A 15,364-nucleotide genomic window follows, 5' to 3' on the forward strand; every position below is an offset into this window, starting at 1 on the left:
ACATCACTCCCGCCAAGCGGCTCATCGCCGTCCTGCTGGCCCTCATGCTCTTCCTCTCAGCGGGCGCAGGCCTTCTCGCCACACTGGCCGACGCCGCCGCTGCCTGAAGCCTCGGGCGATCTGTTCCTTGGTAGTCTTGTCGGGCTTGATTCATCCGCCATGGTGTAAGGGCAGCACACCGGTTTTTGGTACCGATAGTCTAGGTTCGAATCCTAGTGGCGGAACGTGAGAACACCAGTGCGCCCGACCGCAGTGATCGTGCTTGCCGCAGGCGCGGCACCCGCATGAAGTCATCGCTGCCGAAGATCCTCCATCCCCTGGCAGGCACGAGCCTCATCGGCCACGCCCTGGACACCGCGCGGGCGATCGAGCCCGAGCATCTCGTGGCGGTGGTCCGCCATGAGCGGGAGCAGGTCGCCAGGCACATCACCGAGCACGACGCCGACGTGTTGCTGGCCGATCAGGATGACATTCCTGGGACCGGCCGTGCGGTGGAGTGCGGGCTGGCGGCTCTTCCTGAGGAGGCGCTCACCGGCACCGTCGTGGTGACCTACGGCGATGTTCCGCTGCTGACCCCGGCGCTGCTCAGCGACCTCGTCTTTGAGCACGAGGGAAAGGGCAGCGCGGTCACAGTGCTCTCCGCAGAGGTGCAGGATCCCACCGGCTACGGGCGAGTCCTCCGTCAGGGCGATGACGTCATCGGCATCGTGGAGCACAAGGATGCGGACGAGTCGCAGCGGGCAGTGCGCGAGATCAACTCGGGCATCTATGCCTTCGACGCTGCCGTCCTGACCCGGGCGCTGCAGCAGGTCTCCACGGAGAACGCTCAGGGCGAGAAGTACCTGACGGATGTGCTCGCCATCGCCCACCGTGAGGGCGGCAGAGTCTCCGCCGTCGTGGCGGAGGACCGCTGGCAGGTGGAGGGAGCCAACGACCGGGTCCAGCTGCAGGCCCTCGGCGCCGAGCTCAACCGGCGGGTCGTCGAAGCTGCGATGCGCGCGGGGACCACCGTGGTGGACCCCGCGTCCACATGGATCGAGCCGACCGTCACCCTCGAGCAGGACACCACCATCCTGCCGGGCACGCAGCTGCACGGCGCAACCCACGTCGCTGCTTACGCCACCGTAGGCCCGGACACCACACTCACCGATGTCACAGTCGGGCAGGGGGCCAAGGTCATCCGCACCCACGGCGCAGGTGCGGTGATCGGCGCGGGCAGCAGCGTGGGCCCATTCACCTACCTGCGTCCGGGCACGGTGCTTGGGGAAGCGGGCAGGATCGGCGCGTTCTACGAGACCAAGAACGTCCGCATCGGGAACCGCAGCAAGCTCAGCCACCTCGGCTACGCTTACGATGCGGAGATCGGCGAGGACTCCAACATCGGCTGCGGCAACATCACCGCCAACTACGACGGGGTGGACAAGCACCGCACCGTGATCGGCGACCACGTGCGCACCAGCTCCAACACCGTCTTCGTTGCGCCCGTAGAGCTCGGCGACGGCGCGTACACGGGCGCGAAGCGCGGTGGTTCGCCAGGACGTGCCGCACGGCGCACTGGCCATCACGGCAGCGCAGCAGCGAAATCTTGAAGGATGGGTCGAGCGAAGGAGGCCCGGCTCCGCAGCGGCACAGGCAGCGGAGAGGGCTGGTCTCGCGTCCGCCGAACAGTCAGAGAACACCGAAGGGGCAGGGGAGCACCGCAATGGATGAGATCAGGGTCCACACCGAGAAGACCATGGTCGTCGCCTCAGGCCGGGCGCACCCTCAGCTGGGGAGGAGATCGCGGCCGAGCTGGGCACCGAGCTGCTCCCCATGGACGCCTACGACTTCGCCAACGGCGAGATCTATGTGCGATCGGCGGAGTCCGTCCGGGGCAAGGATGTGTTCCTCATCCAGTCGCATCCGGCTCCGCTGAACAACTGGCTCATGGAGCAGCTGATCATGATCGACTCGATGAAGCGGGCCTCCGCCAAGCGCATCACGGTCGTCAGCCCCTTCTACCCTACTCGCGTCAGGACAAGAAGGGCCGCGGACGCGAGCCGATCTCCGCACGCCTGGTCGCCGACATGTACCGAACCGCTGGCGCGGACCGGATCATGACCGTTGATCTGCACACCGCGCAGATACAGGGCTTCTTCGACGGTCCCGTCGACCACCTCTTCGGGATTCCGCTGCTGGCCGACTACATCCGTGGTGAGGTCTCCGAGGACGAGGTGACGGTGGTGTCCCCGGACACTGGTCGCGTTCGGGTCGCTGAGCAGTGGGCGGACCGGCTCGGAGGAGCGCCCCTGGCGTTCGTCCACAAGACGCGTGATCTGACCCAGCCCAACCTGGCTGAGGCGAAGCGCGTCGTCGGTGACATCGAAGGCCGCACCTGCGTTCTGATCGACGACATGATCGACACCGGCGGGACCATCTCAGGCGCGGTGAAGGTGCTCAAGGACGCCGGCGCCAAGGACGTGATCATCGCAGCGACCCATGCCATCCTCTCGGAGCCTGCGGCTGAGCGGCTCGCCAACTGCGGGGCCCGTCAGGTTGTGGTCACGAACACGCTTCCGATCCCCGAGGAGAAGCGCTTCGAGAACCTGAAGGTCCTCTCCATCGCTCCCATCCTTGCCCGCGCGATCAAAGAGGTGTTCACCGACGGGTCGGTGACCACACTCTTCGACGGCCAGTCCTGAGCGTCGCGGCGGCTACGCCCAGCCGGTGTAGCCGTCCGCGAAGTAGGCGCGGCCCTCCGGGGATCCGGTGATCGCATCGAACTCTCCGCGACGCCGCCGGTACGCGAACGCGTCGTCGTTCGGCCGGTTGTGCATCAGGGAGGTGGCCCAGTAGGAGAAGTGCTGAGCTTTCCACACCCGGTCCAGAGCGGTCTGTGAGTACTGCTCCAGGGCGGCTGTGCCTCCGTCCGGCTCTGCGAGGAACTCTTCCACCTTCGGGATGAGCGCCCGGACATCCGTGAAGGCCAGGTTCAGGCCCTTGGCGCCGGTGGGCGGCACCGTATGGCCCGCATCGCCTGCCAGCACCAGTCGCCCGTAGGTCATCGGCTCGCAGACGTAGGAACGGAAGGGAGCACATTCTTGCTGATGATGGGTCCGCGCTTCAGCTCCGTGGCGGACCCGAGGACGCTCTGGATGCGATCGAAGATCGCGTCGTCGTCCCAGTCGTCCGGGTTCGCCTCCGGGTCGCACTGGAAGTACATCCTCTGCACAGTCGCGCTGCGCTGAGAGATCAGGGCGAAGCCGTCCTGGGAGTTCGCGTAGATGAGCTCCGGCGCCGTGGGAGGGGCCTCGCAGAGAATCCCGAACCATGCGAAGGGATACTCGGTGAAGTAGTCGGTCCGCACATCCTCCGGGATGCTCCTGCGGCACACTGAACGTGAGCCGTCGGCTCCGATGATCATCTTGGCCTCGATGCGCCGGGCGCGTCCGTCGCTGTCGGTGAAGTCGATGGCCGGAGTGCTGGTCGTGAGGCCGCTGACGGCTGTGTCGCTGACCGACCAGTGGACCTCTCCATCCTCCTCCTGCCACGCGCGAGCCAGGTCGGTGAAGACCTCATTCTGCGGGTAGAGCCACACCGAACGGCCGACGGCCTCCTTGAGCGGGATGCGCACCTGCGTGCCGTCGAAGCTGAGGATCGTGCCGGTGTGCTCGTGGCCCTCCGTGAGGACGCGCGAGCCGATGTCAGCCTGGACGAGCATGTCGACCGTGCCCGCCTCCAGGATGCTTAGGCGCGGTGTGTGGTGCGGATCTCCTGCTCGCTGCGCTGCTCGATCACAGCAGCGGTGATCCCGCGCCGGGCCAGCAGGATGGCGGACATCAGTCCGGCGGGGCCGCCGCCCACGATGCCCACGTCGACGGTGCTGATATCTTCGGTTTTCGCAGCAGACATGGGACTCCTTGCTGGACGGGGCGCTGACCTGTCCAGTCTCGAGAACAATAGTGACCCGTGCCACATGTGATCCATTCAATGGAATGGCGCACGCGGGTGCCCTGTGTGCGGATGGGCCTTGCTCAGCGCGGGGTCTCGGCGGCCGCGCGAAGCTCGGGGGTCACGGATTCGCCCGTCTCATCCCCATGCTCCGGCGCCCTCTGGGGCATCTCGAGCCGGAGCATCAGGCCGCCCCTGCGGCGAGGAGTATGAGCAGTCCGACTCCGGTGCAGAGCGCAGCAGGGGTCCATCCTGAGTCAAGCAGGCCGCCGACGATGATGGGTGCCAGGATGGCGCCGCACCGACCGACTCCGAGCGCCGCTCCTACTCCCGTGGAACGCAGGGTGGGGAATAGGTCATGGGCGCCAAGGTGTACAGACCCGAGATGCACCTGTTGACGATCATGCCCAGGCCCACACCGGTGATCAGGGCGAGCGCGTAGACGTTGGTCGAGGTGATGAAGACGACGAACATCGTCCCGGACAGGGCGGCGAAGACGGCCAGCACGGCGCGGGGATCCCATGTGGCCGTGCACACGCCGTAGAGGACTGCCCCCACGGCTCCGCCGAGCATGAGCATCACGCCGCCCATGATCCCCTCCTCGGGGTGAACCCGACCTCGGTGAGCAGCTGCGGCGTCCAGGTGTTTGCGAAGTAGAAGGCGAACATGACGATGAAGAAGACTGCCCACAGGAACAGGGTGTTCCTCCGATTCTGCGGGGAGAGCAGTGCGGCGTAGGAGCTGCCGCCCTCCTCAGCGCCGCCCTGGTCGGCGGCGCTGAGGCTCGATGTCGAATCGGCCTGCAGGCCCAGGCCTGCTGCGATGCGCTCTGCGGTCCGCGTCGGCGCCAAGCGATGCCGCGGCTCTTTGAACAGCCAGAAATTCCAGGGACTCAGGCATGGCCGCGGCGGTGAGCACGATGGCCGCGACGGTCAGGGCGCCGCCGAGGACGAACACCGACTGCCACCCGAAGCTCTGGATCAGCGGCACGGCCATCAGGCCGCCCATGGTGGCGATGACCGGATACCCGGCCGCGTAGATGCTCAGCGCCAGCCCTCGATGCTTCGCGTTGGAGTACTCGGATATCAGCACGGTCCCGGAGGCGAGGATGCCCCGACTCCCAGCCCATTGATCACGCGCCAGAGCATCAGCTCCGGCATGGAGGATGCCGTGGCGGAGAGGAAGAGGCTTGGCGCAGTTGACGATCAGGGCATGTCCTGGGAGACGGCGTTGGCCGTGAATGCCATCGCCTGCACGTCGTAGCCGTCCAGGCCCATGAGAAAGGTCGCCAGGGCGACGATGAACCACTGATAGCGGCTCATGGGCCGGGCATCGAGCTGCTCGCGCATTGAGGTCGTGCTCGCATTCCTTCTCTGAACGGGGCTGCGGTGTGCTGTGAATCACAGCCGCAGTGACCGTACTGAGGAGGTGGTACGGGCCACAAAAGGCGTCCCACGCTGGATCCATTGAATGAGACTCGCGTACGGCCTCGAGGTCTGCGCCCCGTCATACTGGCCATCAGACGATGTGCTGCTGATCATGAAGGAGGCGCCGCAGCGGATGGCAAACTCGCGCTCAGGCGACGCCCTGCTGGACCGCGTGATGCGCATACTCGGCGCTCTCGAGCGGGACCCTGTCCTGTCTCCCGGCGAGCTGGCAGAGGCGGCAGAGCTGCCGAGGACCACCGCATACCGGCTGATCACCGACCTCGTCGAGCGCGGGATGCTGGCGCGCACGGCTGTGGGCGACATCGAGCTGGGCCAGCGGCTGTGGAGATCGCTCAGCACACCGTGCTCTCCCGCACCCTGCGCCACGCTGCCCTGCCCTTCATGCAGGACGTCAACTACGTCGTGCAGCAGACCACGCAGCTGGCTGTGCTGGACGGCGCGGATGTGCTGATCGTCGAGCGGCTCTCGCGGCGCGGGGCCGTCTCGAATCCCGCGGAGGTGGCCAGCCGCATGCCCGTCCACCTCACCTCCATGGGCCACGCTCTCCTCGCCTTCGCCGCACCGGGGCAGATGGACCGGGTGATGAGCGTCCACGGTGAGCGCATCAGGCGTGAGCGGCCCGAGTTCCTCAGGGAGCTCGGGGAGGCACGGTCGAGGGGTCATTTGAGGCTCGGAGGGCTGATCAACACCGACACGGCCGGAGCATCAGTGCCCATTCTGGATGCCCGAGGACATGCCATAGCTGCGCTCACCATCGTGGTGCCCCTCGCGTGGGATCGCCTGCCTCAGGCGCTGATGGCGATGCAGACGGCTTCGCGAGGGATCAGCAGAGCCTTGGCGGCTGGGGCCGTCCCCGGCGCATCGGGGCGTCCTGTTGAATGAAAAGGCAGTCGCAGTGATCCAGCTCACTAACAGAGACTGTCAGCACGATCACCAGCGGCCCTACCAAAGGAGCGGTCAGGCACATGACGTCGTCCCCAACACCAATCCCGACGCTGCCGCAGCGACGCAGGATGAGATGACCGCGGAGATCCGCGAGGTCCATAAGGAGTACGAGCACGCACTGGCTCACGGCGGGCCCGAGGAGACAACTGCTCGGCTGGCCTTCCCGCCCTATCGCAGCTCCCTGCTGCGCCACCCCACCAAGAGCCTCCACCACACCGATCCGGAAGAGATCGAGCTGTGGAGCCCGGCCTTCGGGGAGCGGGACGTGCATCCCCTGGAAGCCGACCTGACCATTCAGCACAACGGCCAGCCCATCGGTGAGCGGATCATCGTCACCGGACGCGTCGTGGACGGTCAGCTTACCGGTGGCCGGGCAACTGATCGAGGTCTGGCAGGCCAATGCTGCCGGGCGGTACATCCACAAGCGCGATCAGCACCCCGCGCCGCTGGATCCCAACTTCACCGGAGTGGGGCGGGCCATCACCGGGCCCGACGGCGAATACACCTTCACCACCATCAAGCTTAAGCGCCCTACCCCTGGAAGAACCACAACAACGCGTGGCGGCTTACCACATCCACTTCAGCCTGTTCGGCACCGACTTCACCCAGCGCATCATCACCCAGATGTACTTCCCGGGCGATCCGCTGTTCTCACTGGACCCCATCTATCAGTCCATCGTGGACCAGCAGGCCCGTGACCGACTGGTGGCCTCCTACGACCACTCCGTCTCCCAGCATGAGTGGGCAACGGGCTACCGCTGGGATATCGTCCTTTCGGGGTCGAACCGCACCTGGACCGAGCCTGAGGAGGGCGATCACTGATTATGCAGGACCTCACCCCTACCCCCGCCCAGACAGTGGGCCCCTTCTACGGGTACGCGCTCCCTTCGAACGGGGCGGTGAGCTCGTGCCGCCCTCTCGGGAGGGATCCATCCGGTTCCACGGCACCGTGCGCGACGGTGATGGCAAGCCCATCCCTGACGCCCTGATCGAGATCTGGCAGCCCGACGCCTCGGGTTCCATCTCGCGGCAGCCCGGCTCTCTCAAGCGTGACGGCTACACCTTCACCGGATGGGGCGCACCCCGTGGACGACGCCGGGCACTTCACCTTCACCACCGTCGACCCCGGCCCCACGCGTGAGGGCGGCGCTCCGTTCATCCTGGTCTGTGTGTTCGCCCGCGGCCTCCTCGACCGGGTCTTCACCCGGGCCTATCTCCCGGAGAGCGATGCATTGGGAGAGGACCCGCTGCTGAGCAGCGTGGAGGAGTCCCGCCGGGGCACCCTGATCGCCCAGCGGGAGTCCGACGGGGGCTCCTGTTCAACATCACCCTGCAGGGGAGGACGAGACGGTCTTCCTGTCGTACCCGCAGACTCCGGCCCTGAACGGTCCAGCAGCAGCGGAGCAGAACCGGTCCTGATGGCGCCCTCGAGTCTGTTCACCCCGGCGTGGGCGAACACGCGTGCTGCGGAGACGCTCTCTGAGCAGGCCTTCGTGGACGCGCTGCTCGATGTGGAGGCCGCCTGGGGCGCGGTGCTGGCGGAGCACGGCTTCGCCGAGCGTTCTGATGCCGAGGAGCTGACTGCGATCTGCGCTGATCGCCGCCAGCTCCCTGCGCTGGCTCCTGAGCAGCTCGCCGAAGCCGCCGCGGGCGGCGGCAATCCGGTCATTCCGCTGCTGAAGGCTCTGCGCGCCGAGCTCGCGGAGCGGGGCGCAGGGGACTCGGCGCTGCACCGGGGTGCCACCAGCCAGGACATCCTGGACACCGCTGTTGTCCTGCTCTGTTTACGAGCCGCCCGGCACGCCGTCGAGGACGCACGGGCGGCGGCCGCGTCCTGGCCGATCTGGCCGAGCGGCATCGGGGCACCCTCTGCACTGCGCACTCTCTGACCCAGCACGCCCTGCCGACCGTCTTCGGCCTCAAAGCGGCTGTCTGGCTGGACGGGATCAGCTCAGCGGCGGAGACGCTCGCCCACGCTGCGGCATCGCTGCCCCTGCAGTGGGGCGGCGCGGTGGGGACTCAGGCGGCGCTCGTGCAGATCGCAGGCCGAGGCAAGGCCGCGGAGCTGACGGAGGCGTTGGGGGAACGCCTGGGCCTGAGCGTTCCTGACCTTCCGTGGCACGTGCAGAGGCAGCCCGTCCTGAGCCTGGCCTCCGCCTTCTCAGGAGTCACTGCGGCGCTGGGCAAGTCCGCTGTGGACGTCCTCACCCTCCAGCGTCCGGAGCTGGGGAGCTGCGCGAGCCCTCTGCCGCGGGCAGGGGCGGCTCCTCCGCCATGCCGCAGAAGCAGAATCCCGTGCTGGCCACGCTGATCCGCTCCGCATCGCTCGCGGCGCCCGGCCACCTGAGCACCCTGCATCAGGCTGCGGCGGCCGCCGATGACGAGCGTCCCGACGGTGCCTGGCATGCGGAGTGGGCTGCCCTGACAGAGCTGGGTCGCATGACCGTCGGAGCTGCGGATAGAGCCCGAGAGCTCTTCGCCTACCTGATCGTCAACGAGAAGGCGATGGCGGCCAACCTGAGCAGCGCAGGGGATCTTCTGCTGTCCGAACGCCTGATGCTCACCATGGGCCAGAGGCTGCCCGGCGGCCGATCCCAGCTGCAGGCCCTGATCCAGGCTGAGGCGGCTTACGCCGGGGAGCTGCGTGCCGGTCTCATCGAAGCGCTCGGAGATTCCCAGGCCGTCGATGAGGCGCTCGACCCATCCGGATACCTCGGGCGTGCAGACGAGTTCATCGACGCTGCCGCAGACGCCCACCGTCGCAGATCAGGAGAGAACCCCTATGAGCCTGTCCCTGACCCCCAGCCTGCTCACGCCGGAGGCAGAGGGCCCTCGCCCTCCTGATGGTCGGCCCTCGCTGGGCACCTCGGTGACGGCCCTCTGGGGCCCTGCCCTGCCCTTCCTGGCCGATCGCTTCACGGTGGTGGGCTGGGATCTGCCGGGGCACGGCAGCTCGGCTGCGCACCCGGGGCCCTTCAGCCTGTCGAACCTGGCGTCCGCAGTGGTTCGCGCGGCTGATCATGCAGCAGCTGAGCACGGTGCCGTCGACGCTGCCCTCCCGCGGTTTCACGCCGGCTGTGTCGATCGCAGGAGCCGTCAGCCTGACCCTCGCAGTCGATCACCCCGGCACGTTCCGCAGCCTGGCGGTCCTGTGCTCGGCAGCCAAGCTCGGAACCCCGAAGGATGGCGCGAACGAGCGGACCTCGTCGCCCAGGCGGGGACTCCGACCATGGTTGAGGGCTCCGCCAAACGCTGGTTCGCACCGGGCTTCCTGGAGAAGCACCCCGAACGGGTCACCCCGCTGCTGCATGCGCTGCAGCAGACAGACCGCCACTCCTACGCAGCAGCCTGCCGGGCACTGGCCGACTACGACCTGACCGAACGCCTGGGCGAGGCGTCAGACCCCATCCTCGCCCTCGCCGGCGAGGAGGACACGGTCTGCCCCCGGCTGATGCGGACACCATCGCCGAGGGCGTGCCGGAAGGGCGCGCCGTCACCCTTCGAGGAGTTGCCCACCAGGCCCCACGGAGGACCCCGAGAACACTGCCGAGATGCTGAAGGACTTCTTCTCATGACCAGCCCCGAACAGCACGAGCCGCGCACCGGCGAGCAGATCTACGCCGATGGAATGGCTGTTCGTCGCGAAGTCCTCGGCGACGAGCACGTCGACCGGGCCACCGCCGCCTCCGACGCGTTCACCGAAGAGTTCCAGTCCATGATCACCCGGCACGCCTGGGGCACCATCTGGACCCGGCCGGGGCTCGACCGCAGATCACGCTCCATCATCACCCTCACCGCCCTCATCTCGGGCGGCTACTGGCACGAGCTCGAGATGCACGTCCGAGCCGCGCGCCGCAACGGTCTCGAAGCGGAGGAGATCAAGGAAGTCTTTCTCCAAGCAGCCATCTACTGCTCCGTCCCCGCCGCCAACGTGGCCTTCGGCATCGGCCAGCGCGTCCTTGCCGAGGAAGCCGCCGGAGACGAGAGCGCCTAGCACGACACCGCAGTCCGATTCGCCCTCCCGTTCGTAGGAAAGGACCACCGTCATGACTCTGCTCAACCCCGACATCTGGTCAGGAAAGCTCTTCACCGGCAGCTGGAGCTCTTCAGGCGAGACAGGCACTGCCACAGATCCAGCCACACAGGCCGAGCTCGGCAGCTGGGGCATGCCTTCCGCAGACGATGTGCGCGCCTCAGCTCAGAGTGCCGCCCGAGCCCAGCGTGACTGGGCCGCTCGTCCGCCGTCCGAGAGGGCCGCGGTGCTTCGGAAGGCCGGCATGCTCTTCGAGGAGCACGCCGCTGAGATCGAACAGTGGATTGTTCAGGAGTCGGGCGCTATTGCGCCCAAGGCTCAGCTGGAGACGCACATCGCGGCGGAGGAGTGCTACGAGGCCTCCGCATTGGGGAGATGCCCCATTGGGGAGATGCTGTCCACGGACAAGCCTCACTGGTCCATCGCTCGACGCAGGGCGGCTGGAGTCGTGAGCGTCATCGCTCCCTTCAACTTCCCTGATCCTGTCCATCCGCGCCGTGGCGCCTGCTCTGGCCCTGGGCAACGCCGTGCTGCTGAAGCCGGATCCGCGCACCGCAGTCTGCGGCGGCGTGGTGCTGGCCCGCATCTTCGAGGAGGCGGGGCTGCCCGAAGGGCTGCTGCACCTGCTGCCAGGCGGAGCCGAAATCGGTCAGGCCACGATCACGGCCCCGAGACGCGAGTGGTGGCCTTCACCGGCTCCACGCCCGCAGGCCGGAAGATCGGCGCCCTCTGCGCCGAGCACCTCAAGCGAGCCCATCTGGAGCTCGGGGGCAACAACGCCATGGTGGTCCTCCCGGCGCGGACATCGAGAAGGCCGTCTCAGCTGCCGCATTCGGATCGTTCATGCACCAGGGCAGATCTGTATGACCACCGGCCGCCACATCATCCACGAGGACATCTACGACGAATACGCATCAGCCCTGGCCGAGAAGGCCGACGGAATCATGGTCGGCAGGCCTTCCGACTCAGGAGTGATGATGGGGCCGATCATCGACGAGAACCAGCTCAAGAGGGTCGACTCCATCGTCCAGGACGGGCTCGTTCAGGGCGCCCAGCTGCTGGTTACGGCACGCATGACGGCCTGTTCTACCGACCGACGGTGCTGGGCAACGTGGCCTCCGACAACCCCGCTTGGAGCGACGAGATCTTCGGCCCCGTCGCACCCTGGCCCCGGTGTCATCCGTCGAGGAGGCTGTTCGTCTGGCCAACGATTCGCAGTTCGGGCTCTCGCTGTCGGTGCTGGGCCCCGTCAGCGAGGCCATCGCTGTGGCGGACGCCTTCGACTCCGGAATCGTGCACATCAACGAGTCCACGGTGGCCGACGAAGCCACGGCTCCATTCGGAGGGACCAAGGACTCCGGCAACGGCTCCCGCCACGGGGTGCGGCTGCGAACATCGAAGCCTTCACAGAGACGCAGTGGCTCACGGTGTCCGGGAACATCCCTCCGTACCCGTTCTGAGCCTCTGGATTCCATTGAATGAGAGACCTTGCGACTGTGACACAAACCACGAATTACGGTTCCACATATGACTGACGCGTTTGTTTTTGATGGTGTGCGCACTCCTTTCGGCAAGGTGGGCGGGGCGCTGTCCGGGGTGCGTCCGGATGATCTCGCGGAGGTGGTGATCAGCGAGCTGCTGGCCCGTGCTCCGGGTGTCTCCGGTGAGGACGCCACGATGTGGTCGGTGAGGTGATCTTCGGCAACGCCAATGGTGCGGGTGAGGAGAACCGCAATGTGGGGCGAATGGCGTGGCTGCTGGCTGGGGTTCGACCTCGGTGCCTGCCAGCACGGTGAACCGGCTGTGCGGCTCCTCGATGGACGCCGCGATTCAGGCTGCCCGTCAGGTGAGGCTCGAAGAGACCGATGTGGTGCTGGTCGGGGTGTGGAGTCGATGTCTCGAGCGCCGTGGGTGCTGCCGAAGACGGAGCGTCCGTTCCCCATGAAGAACCTTGAGCTGGTGAACACCGCGCTCGGGTGGCGGCTGATCAATGAGCGGATGCCTGCGGAGTGGACGGTCTCGTTGGGTGAGGCCACTGAGCAGCTTCGGGAGAAGTACGGGGTCTCTCGGATCCGTCAGGACGAGTTCGCCGCCCGGTCCCACCGCCTCGCGCTGGAGGCTTGGGATGCTGGAAAGTATGAGGGACTGACCGTGGAGGTTCCCGGTGCGGATCTGACCCGGGACGAGACCCTGCGGCAGGGCGTCAGTGCTGAGTCGCTGGCGAATCTGTCTCCGGTGTTCCGCAAGGAGGGCGGCACGGTGACGGCCGGGAATGCGTCACCGCTGAATGATGGGGCGTCGGCTGCGTGGATCGGGTCCCGGGCCGCATGGGGAGAGGCTGGGCCTGAAGCCTCAGGCTCGCATCGTTTACTGGGGCGCGGCTGCCAACGAGCCCCAGTTCTTCGGCTATGCGCCTGTCGAGGCCTCGAACAGGGCGTTGGAGCACGCCACCTGACGTGGGACCGTGTCGACGCTGTGGAGCTGAATGAGGCGTTCGCTGCTCAATCTGTGGCGTGCATCGATGCGTGGGGGATCGACCCTGAGATCGTCAATGCGTGGGGCGGAGCGGTGGCGATCGGGCATCCGCTGGGCGCTTCGGGGACCCGGTGCTTGTCGACGTTGGCGGCCCGCATGCAGGCTGACGGGCAGCGGTGGGGTGTAGCGACACTGTGCATCGGTGTGGGGCAGGGCCTGGCTGTTGTTCTTGAGAACGTCGACGCGGAAGGGGAGTGAGGCATGTCGGTGAATATTGCGGCTGACCCTGCTGAGGCTGTGGCTGGAGTCGGTGATGGGGCGACGGTGCTTCTGGGTGGGTTCGGCAATGCTGGGCAGGCTCATGAGCTGATTGATGCGCTGCTGGACTCTGGCGCTAAGGAGTTGACGGTGGTGAGCAACAATGCCGGTCAGGGTGATGCGGGGTTGGCGCTGCTGGTCAAGGAGTCCCGGGTGGGGAAGATCATCTGTTCGTTTCCGCGGCAGTCGGATTCGTGGCATTTCGATGAGGCCTACCGGGCTGGTCGGATTGAGCTGGAGCTTGTGCCTCAGGGCAATCTGGCTGAGCGGCTGCGCGCAGCGGGTGCGGGCATTGGGGCTTTCTTCACTCCCACCGGTTACGGAACCACGTTGGCCGAGGGCAAGGAGGTCCGGGAGATTCAGGGCCGGAACTACGTGCTGGAGTACCCGTTGGGCGGTGATGTGGCGCTGATCAAAGCGCTGGCAGCTGATGAGGTGGGGAATCTGGTGTATCGCAAGACGGCCCGGAATTTCGGTCCGGTGATGGCTGCTGCGGCAGCGCGCACGGTGGTTCAGGTGGAGCAGGTTCTGCTTACTGGGTCCATCGACCCGGAGTCGGTGGTCACGCCGGGGCTGTATGTGGACACTGTGGTGGAGGTGCCCACCGCGTCCGGTGAGGCTGCGAGCAGGGAAGGAAGACTCCAAGGATGATCACCGCACGATATGACGAGAAGCTCTCACGGCAGCAGTTGGCGCAGTTGGTGGCGGCTGATATTCCGGCGGGTTCGTATGTGAATCTGGGGATCGGTCAGCCTACGACGGTGTCGGATTATCTGACTCCGGAGCAGGGGGTGACTCTGCATACCGAGAATGGGATGTTGGGGATGGGCCCGGCGGCTCAGGGGATGAGGTCGATGGTGATCTGATCAATGCGGGCAAGATCCCGGTCACGGAGCTGCCGGGGACCAGCTATTTCCATCATGCTGATTCCTTCGCGATGATGCGCGGGGGCACCTGGACGTCTGTGTGCTGGGTGCTTTCCAGGTCTCTGCTGGTGGGGATCTGGCCAATTGGTCCACTGGTGCCCCGGATGCGATTCCGGCGGTGGGCGGTGCGATGGATCTGGCGATCGGGGCTAAGGATGTGTTTGTGATGATGAGCCTCTTCGCCAAGGACGGCACGGCGAAGATCGTTCCGCAGCTGGGGTATCCGGCGACGGGGCTGGGGTGTGTGAGTCGGGTCTATACCGATCATGGTGTCTTCCACATCGAAGACGGTGGGGTCAGGCTGCGTCAGGCCTACGGTCTCAGCGCCGAGGAGATCCAGGATCGTCTGGACTTCGAGCTGCTCACCGACTGACCCCTGCCCGAACAGACGCACATCCCGTCCGGTCCACATTCCCATCGCGGTGTACACCGCAATGACCCCCAGGCTCAGCAGCAGAGGCACTGTCCAGGTGCCGCTGACCTGGAAGAGGTATCCGGCCGCGAGGGGCTGCGCCGCCGATGACGTAGCCCACTCCTTGGGCCATGCCTGAGAGCTCGTTTACCTGCTGCGGCCCCGCCGCGCGCAGGCTGATCATCGTCAGCGCCAGGAGCAGAGAGCTGGCCGAGAAGAAGCCGCTCACGACGGCCCACAGCAGCATCAGCTCCGGCAGCAGCACCATCCCTAAGCTGCCGAGAGCCATTCCTACGCCCGTGACCCCACCACCAGTCGGTGGTCGCGGGTTCTCTGCAGAATCCGAGAGATCAGCAGCATCGCCGCAATGCCCGTCGCCTGATAGATCCCCACTCCCAGTCCCGCCGTTACGGCGCTGAACCCGTGGTACGTGTGGATGGCGGCAAGCCACGTCAGGAAGAAGTAGAACATCGCTGACTGGAATCCGAAGAAGATCATGACTCCCCAGGCCAGGGGTGAGGACCACACGGAGCGGGATGAGCCCCCGCGCCCCGTGCTGCTGCTGTCGACGGCCTCACTGGGCCCGCTGCGGCTCTGGCGCCACCCCAGAGGAGCGCAGCGAGAAGCGAGAGAGCAGCTGCTGCTGCCAGGGCAAGTTCCCAGTTCAGCGCGCCGGACAGCGGGACGGCCGTGCTTGAGGCGAGTGCGGCCACACCGGTCATCACCGCCGTGTAGGCGCCCGTCATCACCGGCACCCGATCCGGGAAGTCCCTGCGCACCACTGCTGGGAGCACCACGTTGAGGACCGCCACGGCCGCAGAGAGGATGAGCGTGCCGAGGAACAGCGGCACCGCCTCGCCCCCGCGGATCTGGCGAC

General features: G+C 66.6%; 12 protein-coding genes, 1 tRNA gene and 11 pseudogenes. 17 read left to right on the forward strand and 7 right to left on the reverse strand.

All coding sequences use genetic code 11. The features are described 5' to 3' along the window. Positions 1-153: 153 nt before the first annotated feature. The 3 genes and pseudogenes from K0H76_RS08890 (at position 154) to K0H76_RS08900 (ending at position 2,681) form a co-directional block, all read left to right on the forward strand. Positions 154-224: transfer RNA gene (locus K0H76_RS08890), tRNA-Gln, on the forward strand. 1 nt (position 225) lies between these two features. Then, positions 226-1,710 (forward strand): annotated as a pseudogene (gene glmU, locus K0H76_RS08895) (bifunctional UDP-N-acetylglucosamine diphosphorylase/glucosamine-1-phosphate N-acetyltransferase GlmU). Next, positions 1,703-2,681 (forward strand): annotated as a pseudogene (locus K0H76_RS08900) (ribose-phosphate diphosphokinase). Before glmU ends, K0H76_RS08900 begins: the two co-directional pseudogenes overlap by 8 nt. 12 nt (positions 2,682-2,693) lie before the next feature. On the opposite strand, the pseudogene K0H76_RS08905 reads toward K0H76_RS08900, so the two are convergent. The 3 genes and pseudogenes from K0H76_RS08905 to K0H76_RS08915 form a co-directional block, all read right to left on the reverse strand. Beyond that, positions 2,694-3,891 (reverse strand): annotated as a pseudogene (locus K0H76_RS08905) (4-hydroxybenzoate 3-monooxygenase). Positions 3,892-4,254: 363 nt separating this feature from the next. Further along, positions 4,255-4,521: a hypothetical protein gene (locus K0H76_RS08910; RefSeq protein WP_258935188.1), complete on the reverse strand. Its 267-nt coding sequence runs from the start codon at positions 4,519-4,521 to the stop codon at positions 4,255-4,257. Continuing rightward, the gene (locus tag K0H76_RS08915; RefSeq protein WP_258935189.1) at positions 4,509-4,781 is read right to left on the reverse strand and encodes a hypothetical protein; all 273 of its coding nucleotides are present in this window, start codon (positions 4,779-4,781) and stop codon (positions 4,509-4,511) included. Before K0H76_RS08915 ends, K0H76_RS08910 begins: the two co-directional genes overlap by 13 nt. A gap of 47 nt (positions 4,782-4,828) precedes the next feature. Between K0H76_RS08915 and K0H76_RS08920 the strand changes: the two genes are divergently transcribed. Further along, a complete protein-coding gene (locus K0H76_RS08920) occupies positions 4,829-4,969 on the forward strand; it encodes a hypothetical protein (protein WP_258935190.1) in 141 nt (46 codons plus the stop codon). Between the two features lie 166 nt (positions 4,970-5,135). Here the strand turns inward: K0H76_RS08920 and K0H76_RS08925 are convergent, their stop codons facing one another. Next, positions 5,136-5,279 carry a hypothetical protein gene (locus K0H76_RS08925; protein WP_258935191.1) on the reverse strand — a complete coding sequence of 48 codons (144 nt, stop codon included), beginning with the start codon at positions 5,277-5,279 and terminating at the stop codon, positions 5,136-5,138. Between the two features lie 121 nt (positions 5,280-5,400). On the opposite strand from K0H76_RS08925, the gene K0H76_RS08930 reads away from it, so the two are divergent. From K0H76_RS08930 to K0H76_RS08990, 13 genes and pseudogenes are all read left to right on the forward strand, one after another. Continuing rightward, on the forward strand, positions 5,401-5,829 hold the full coding sequence (locus K0H76_RS08930) for a helix-turn-helix domain-containing protein (protein ID WP_258935192.1): 429 nt from the start codon (positions 5,401-5,403) through the stop codon (positions 5,827-5,829). Beyond that, on the forward strand, positions 5,721-6,260 hold the full coding sequence (locus tag K0H76_RS08935; protein WP_258935193.1) for a hypothetical protein: 540 nt from the start codon (positions 5,721-5,723) through the stop codon (positions 6,258-6,260). The genes K0H76_RS08930 and K0H76_RS08935 overlap by 109 nt, the downstream gene beginning before the upstream one ends. 136 nt (positions 6,261-6,396) lie before the next feature. Beyond that, positions 6,397-7,145: pseudogene (gene pcaH, locus K0H76_RS08940) on the forward strand (protocatechuate 3,4-dioxygenase subunit beta). Between the two features lie 2 nt (positions 7,146-7,147). Next, positions 7,148-7,636: pseudogene (gene pcaG / locus K0H76_RS08945) on the forward strand (protocatechuate 3,4-dioxygenase subunit alpha); the annotation flags it as partial. A 572-nt stretch (positions 7,637-8,208) separates the two neighbouring features. Continuing rightward, positions 8,209-8,594, forward strand: a pseudogene (locus K0H76_RS08950) (lyase family protein); the annotation flags it as partial. Positions 8,595-8,618: 24 nt separating this feature from the next. Further along, entirely contained in the window at positions 8,619-9,167 is a 549-nt protein-coding gene (locus tag K0H76_RS08955) for a hypothetical protein (protein ID WP_258935533.1), read from the forward strand. Positions 9,168-9,894: 727 nt separating this feature from the next. Further along, positions 9,895-10,317 carry a 4-carboxymuconolactone decarboxylase gene (gene pcaC / locus K0H76_RS08960; RefSeq protein WP_146339007.1) on the forward strand — a complete coding sequence of 141 codons (423 nt, stop codon included), beginning with the start codon at positions 9,895-9,897 and terminating at the stop codon, positions 10,315-10,317. Between the two features lie 172 nt (positions 10,318-10,489). Next, positions 10,490-10,772, forward strand: a pseudogene (locus K0H76_RS08965) (aldehyde dehydrogenase family protein); the annotation flags it as partial. 111 nt (positions 10,773-10,883) lie between these two features. Further along, positions 10,884-11,092: pseudogene (locus K0H76_RS08970) on the forward strand (aldehyde dehydrogenase family protein); the annotation flags it as partial. Positions 11,093-11,219: 127 nt separating this feature from the next. Further along, positions 11,220-11,838: pseudogene (locus tag K0H76_RS08975) on the forward strand (aldehyde dehydrogenase family protein). A gap of 45 nt (positions 11,839-11,883) precedes the next feature. Next, a pseudogene (locus tag K0H76_RS08980) lies at positions 11,884-13,089 on the forward strand (thiolase family protein). Positions 13,090-13,092: 3 nt separating this feature from the next. Continuing rightward, entirely contained in the window at positions 13,093-13,800 is a 708-nt protein-coding gene (locus tag K0H76_RS08985) for a 3-oxoacid CoA-transferase subunit A (protein ID WP_258935194.1), read from the forward strand. Next, positions 13,797-14,448 (forward strand): annotated as a pseudogene (locus K0H76_RS08990) (3-oxoacid CoA-transferase subunit B). The gene K0H76_RS08985 and the pseudogene K0H76_RS08990 overlap by 4 nt, the downstream one beginning before the upstream one ends. Here K0H76_RS08990 and K0H76_RS08995 read toward each other — a convergent pair. The 3 genes from K0H76_RS08995 to K0H76_RS09005 are packed head-to-tail and all read right to left on the reverse strand — an operon-like array spanning position 14,438 to position 15,338. After that, positions 14,438-14,776: a hypothetical protein gene (locus K0H76_RS08995; protein WP_258935195.1), complete on the reverse strand. Its 339-nt coding sequence runs from the start codon at positions 14,774-14,776 to the stop codon at positions 14,438-14,440. The pseudogene K0H76_RS08990 and the gene K0H76_RS08995 sit on opposite strands and share 11 nt — an antisense overlap. A gap of 2 nt (positions 14,777-14,778) precedes the next feature. After that, entirely contained in the window at positions 14,779-14,985 is a 207-nt protein-coding gene (locus tag K0H76_RS09000) for a hypothetical protein (protein WP_258935196.1), read from the reverse strand. After that, positions 14,982-15,338, reverse strand: a complete 357-nt coding sequence (locus tag K0H76_RS09005; protein WP_258935197.1) for a hypothetical protein — start codon at positions 15,336-15,338, stop codon at positions 14,982-14,984. Before K0H76_RS09005 ends, K0H76_RS09000 begins: the two co-directional genes overlap by 4 nt. Positions 15,339-15,364 lie beyond the last annotated feature (26 nt).

The sequence above is a fragment of the Nesterenkonia pannonica genome (assembly GCF_019575955.1).
Taxonomy (GTDB): Bacteria; Actinomycetota; Actinomycetes; order Actinomycetales; family Micrococcaceae; genus Nesterenkonia; species Nesterenkonia pannonica.

Excerpts from the sequence above, each read along its gene's own strand:
- K0H76_RS08910 (WP_258935188.1), bottom strand. The coding sequence starts at position 4,521 with ATGGGCGGCGTGATGCTCATGCTCGGCGGAGCCGTGGGGGCAGTCCTC.
- K0H76_RS08920 (WP_258935190.1), top strand. The coding sequence starts at position 4,829 with ATGGCCGCGGCGGTGAGCACGATGGCCGCGACGGTCAGGGCGCCGCCG.
- K0H76_RS08925 (WP_258935191.1), bottom strand. The coding sequence starts at position 5,279 with ATGCGCGAGCAGCTCGATGCCCGGCCCATGAGCCGCTATCAGTGGTTC.
- K0H76_RS08930 (WP_258935192.1), top strand. The coding sequence starts at position 5,401 with ATGAGACTCGCGTACGGCCTCGAGGTCTGCGCCCCGTCATACTGGCCA.
- pcaC (WP_146339007.1), top strand. The coding sequence starts at position 9,895 with ATGACCAGCCCCGAACAGCACGAGCCGCGCACCGGCGAGCAGATCTAC.
- K0H76_RS08985 (WP_258935194.1), top strand. The coding sequence starts at position 13,093 with ATGTCGGTGAATATTGCGGCTGACCCTGCTGAGGCTGTGGCTGGAGTC.
- K0H76_RS08995 (WP_258935195.1), bottom strand. The coding sequence starts at position 14,776 with ATGGCTCTCGGCAGCTTAGGGATGGTGCTGCTGCCGGAGCTGATGCTG.
- K0H76_RS09000 (WP_258935196.1), bottom strand. The coding sequence starts at position 14,985 with ATGATCTTCTTCGGATTCCAGTCAGCGATGTTCTACTTCTTCCTGACG.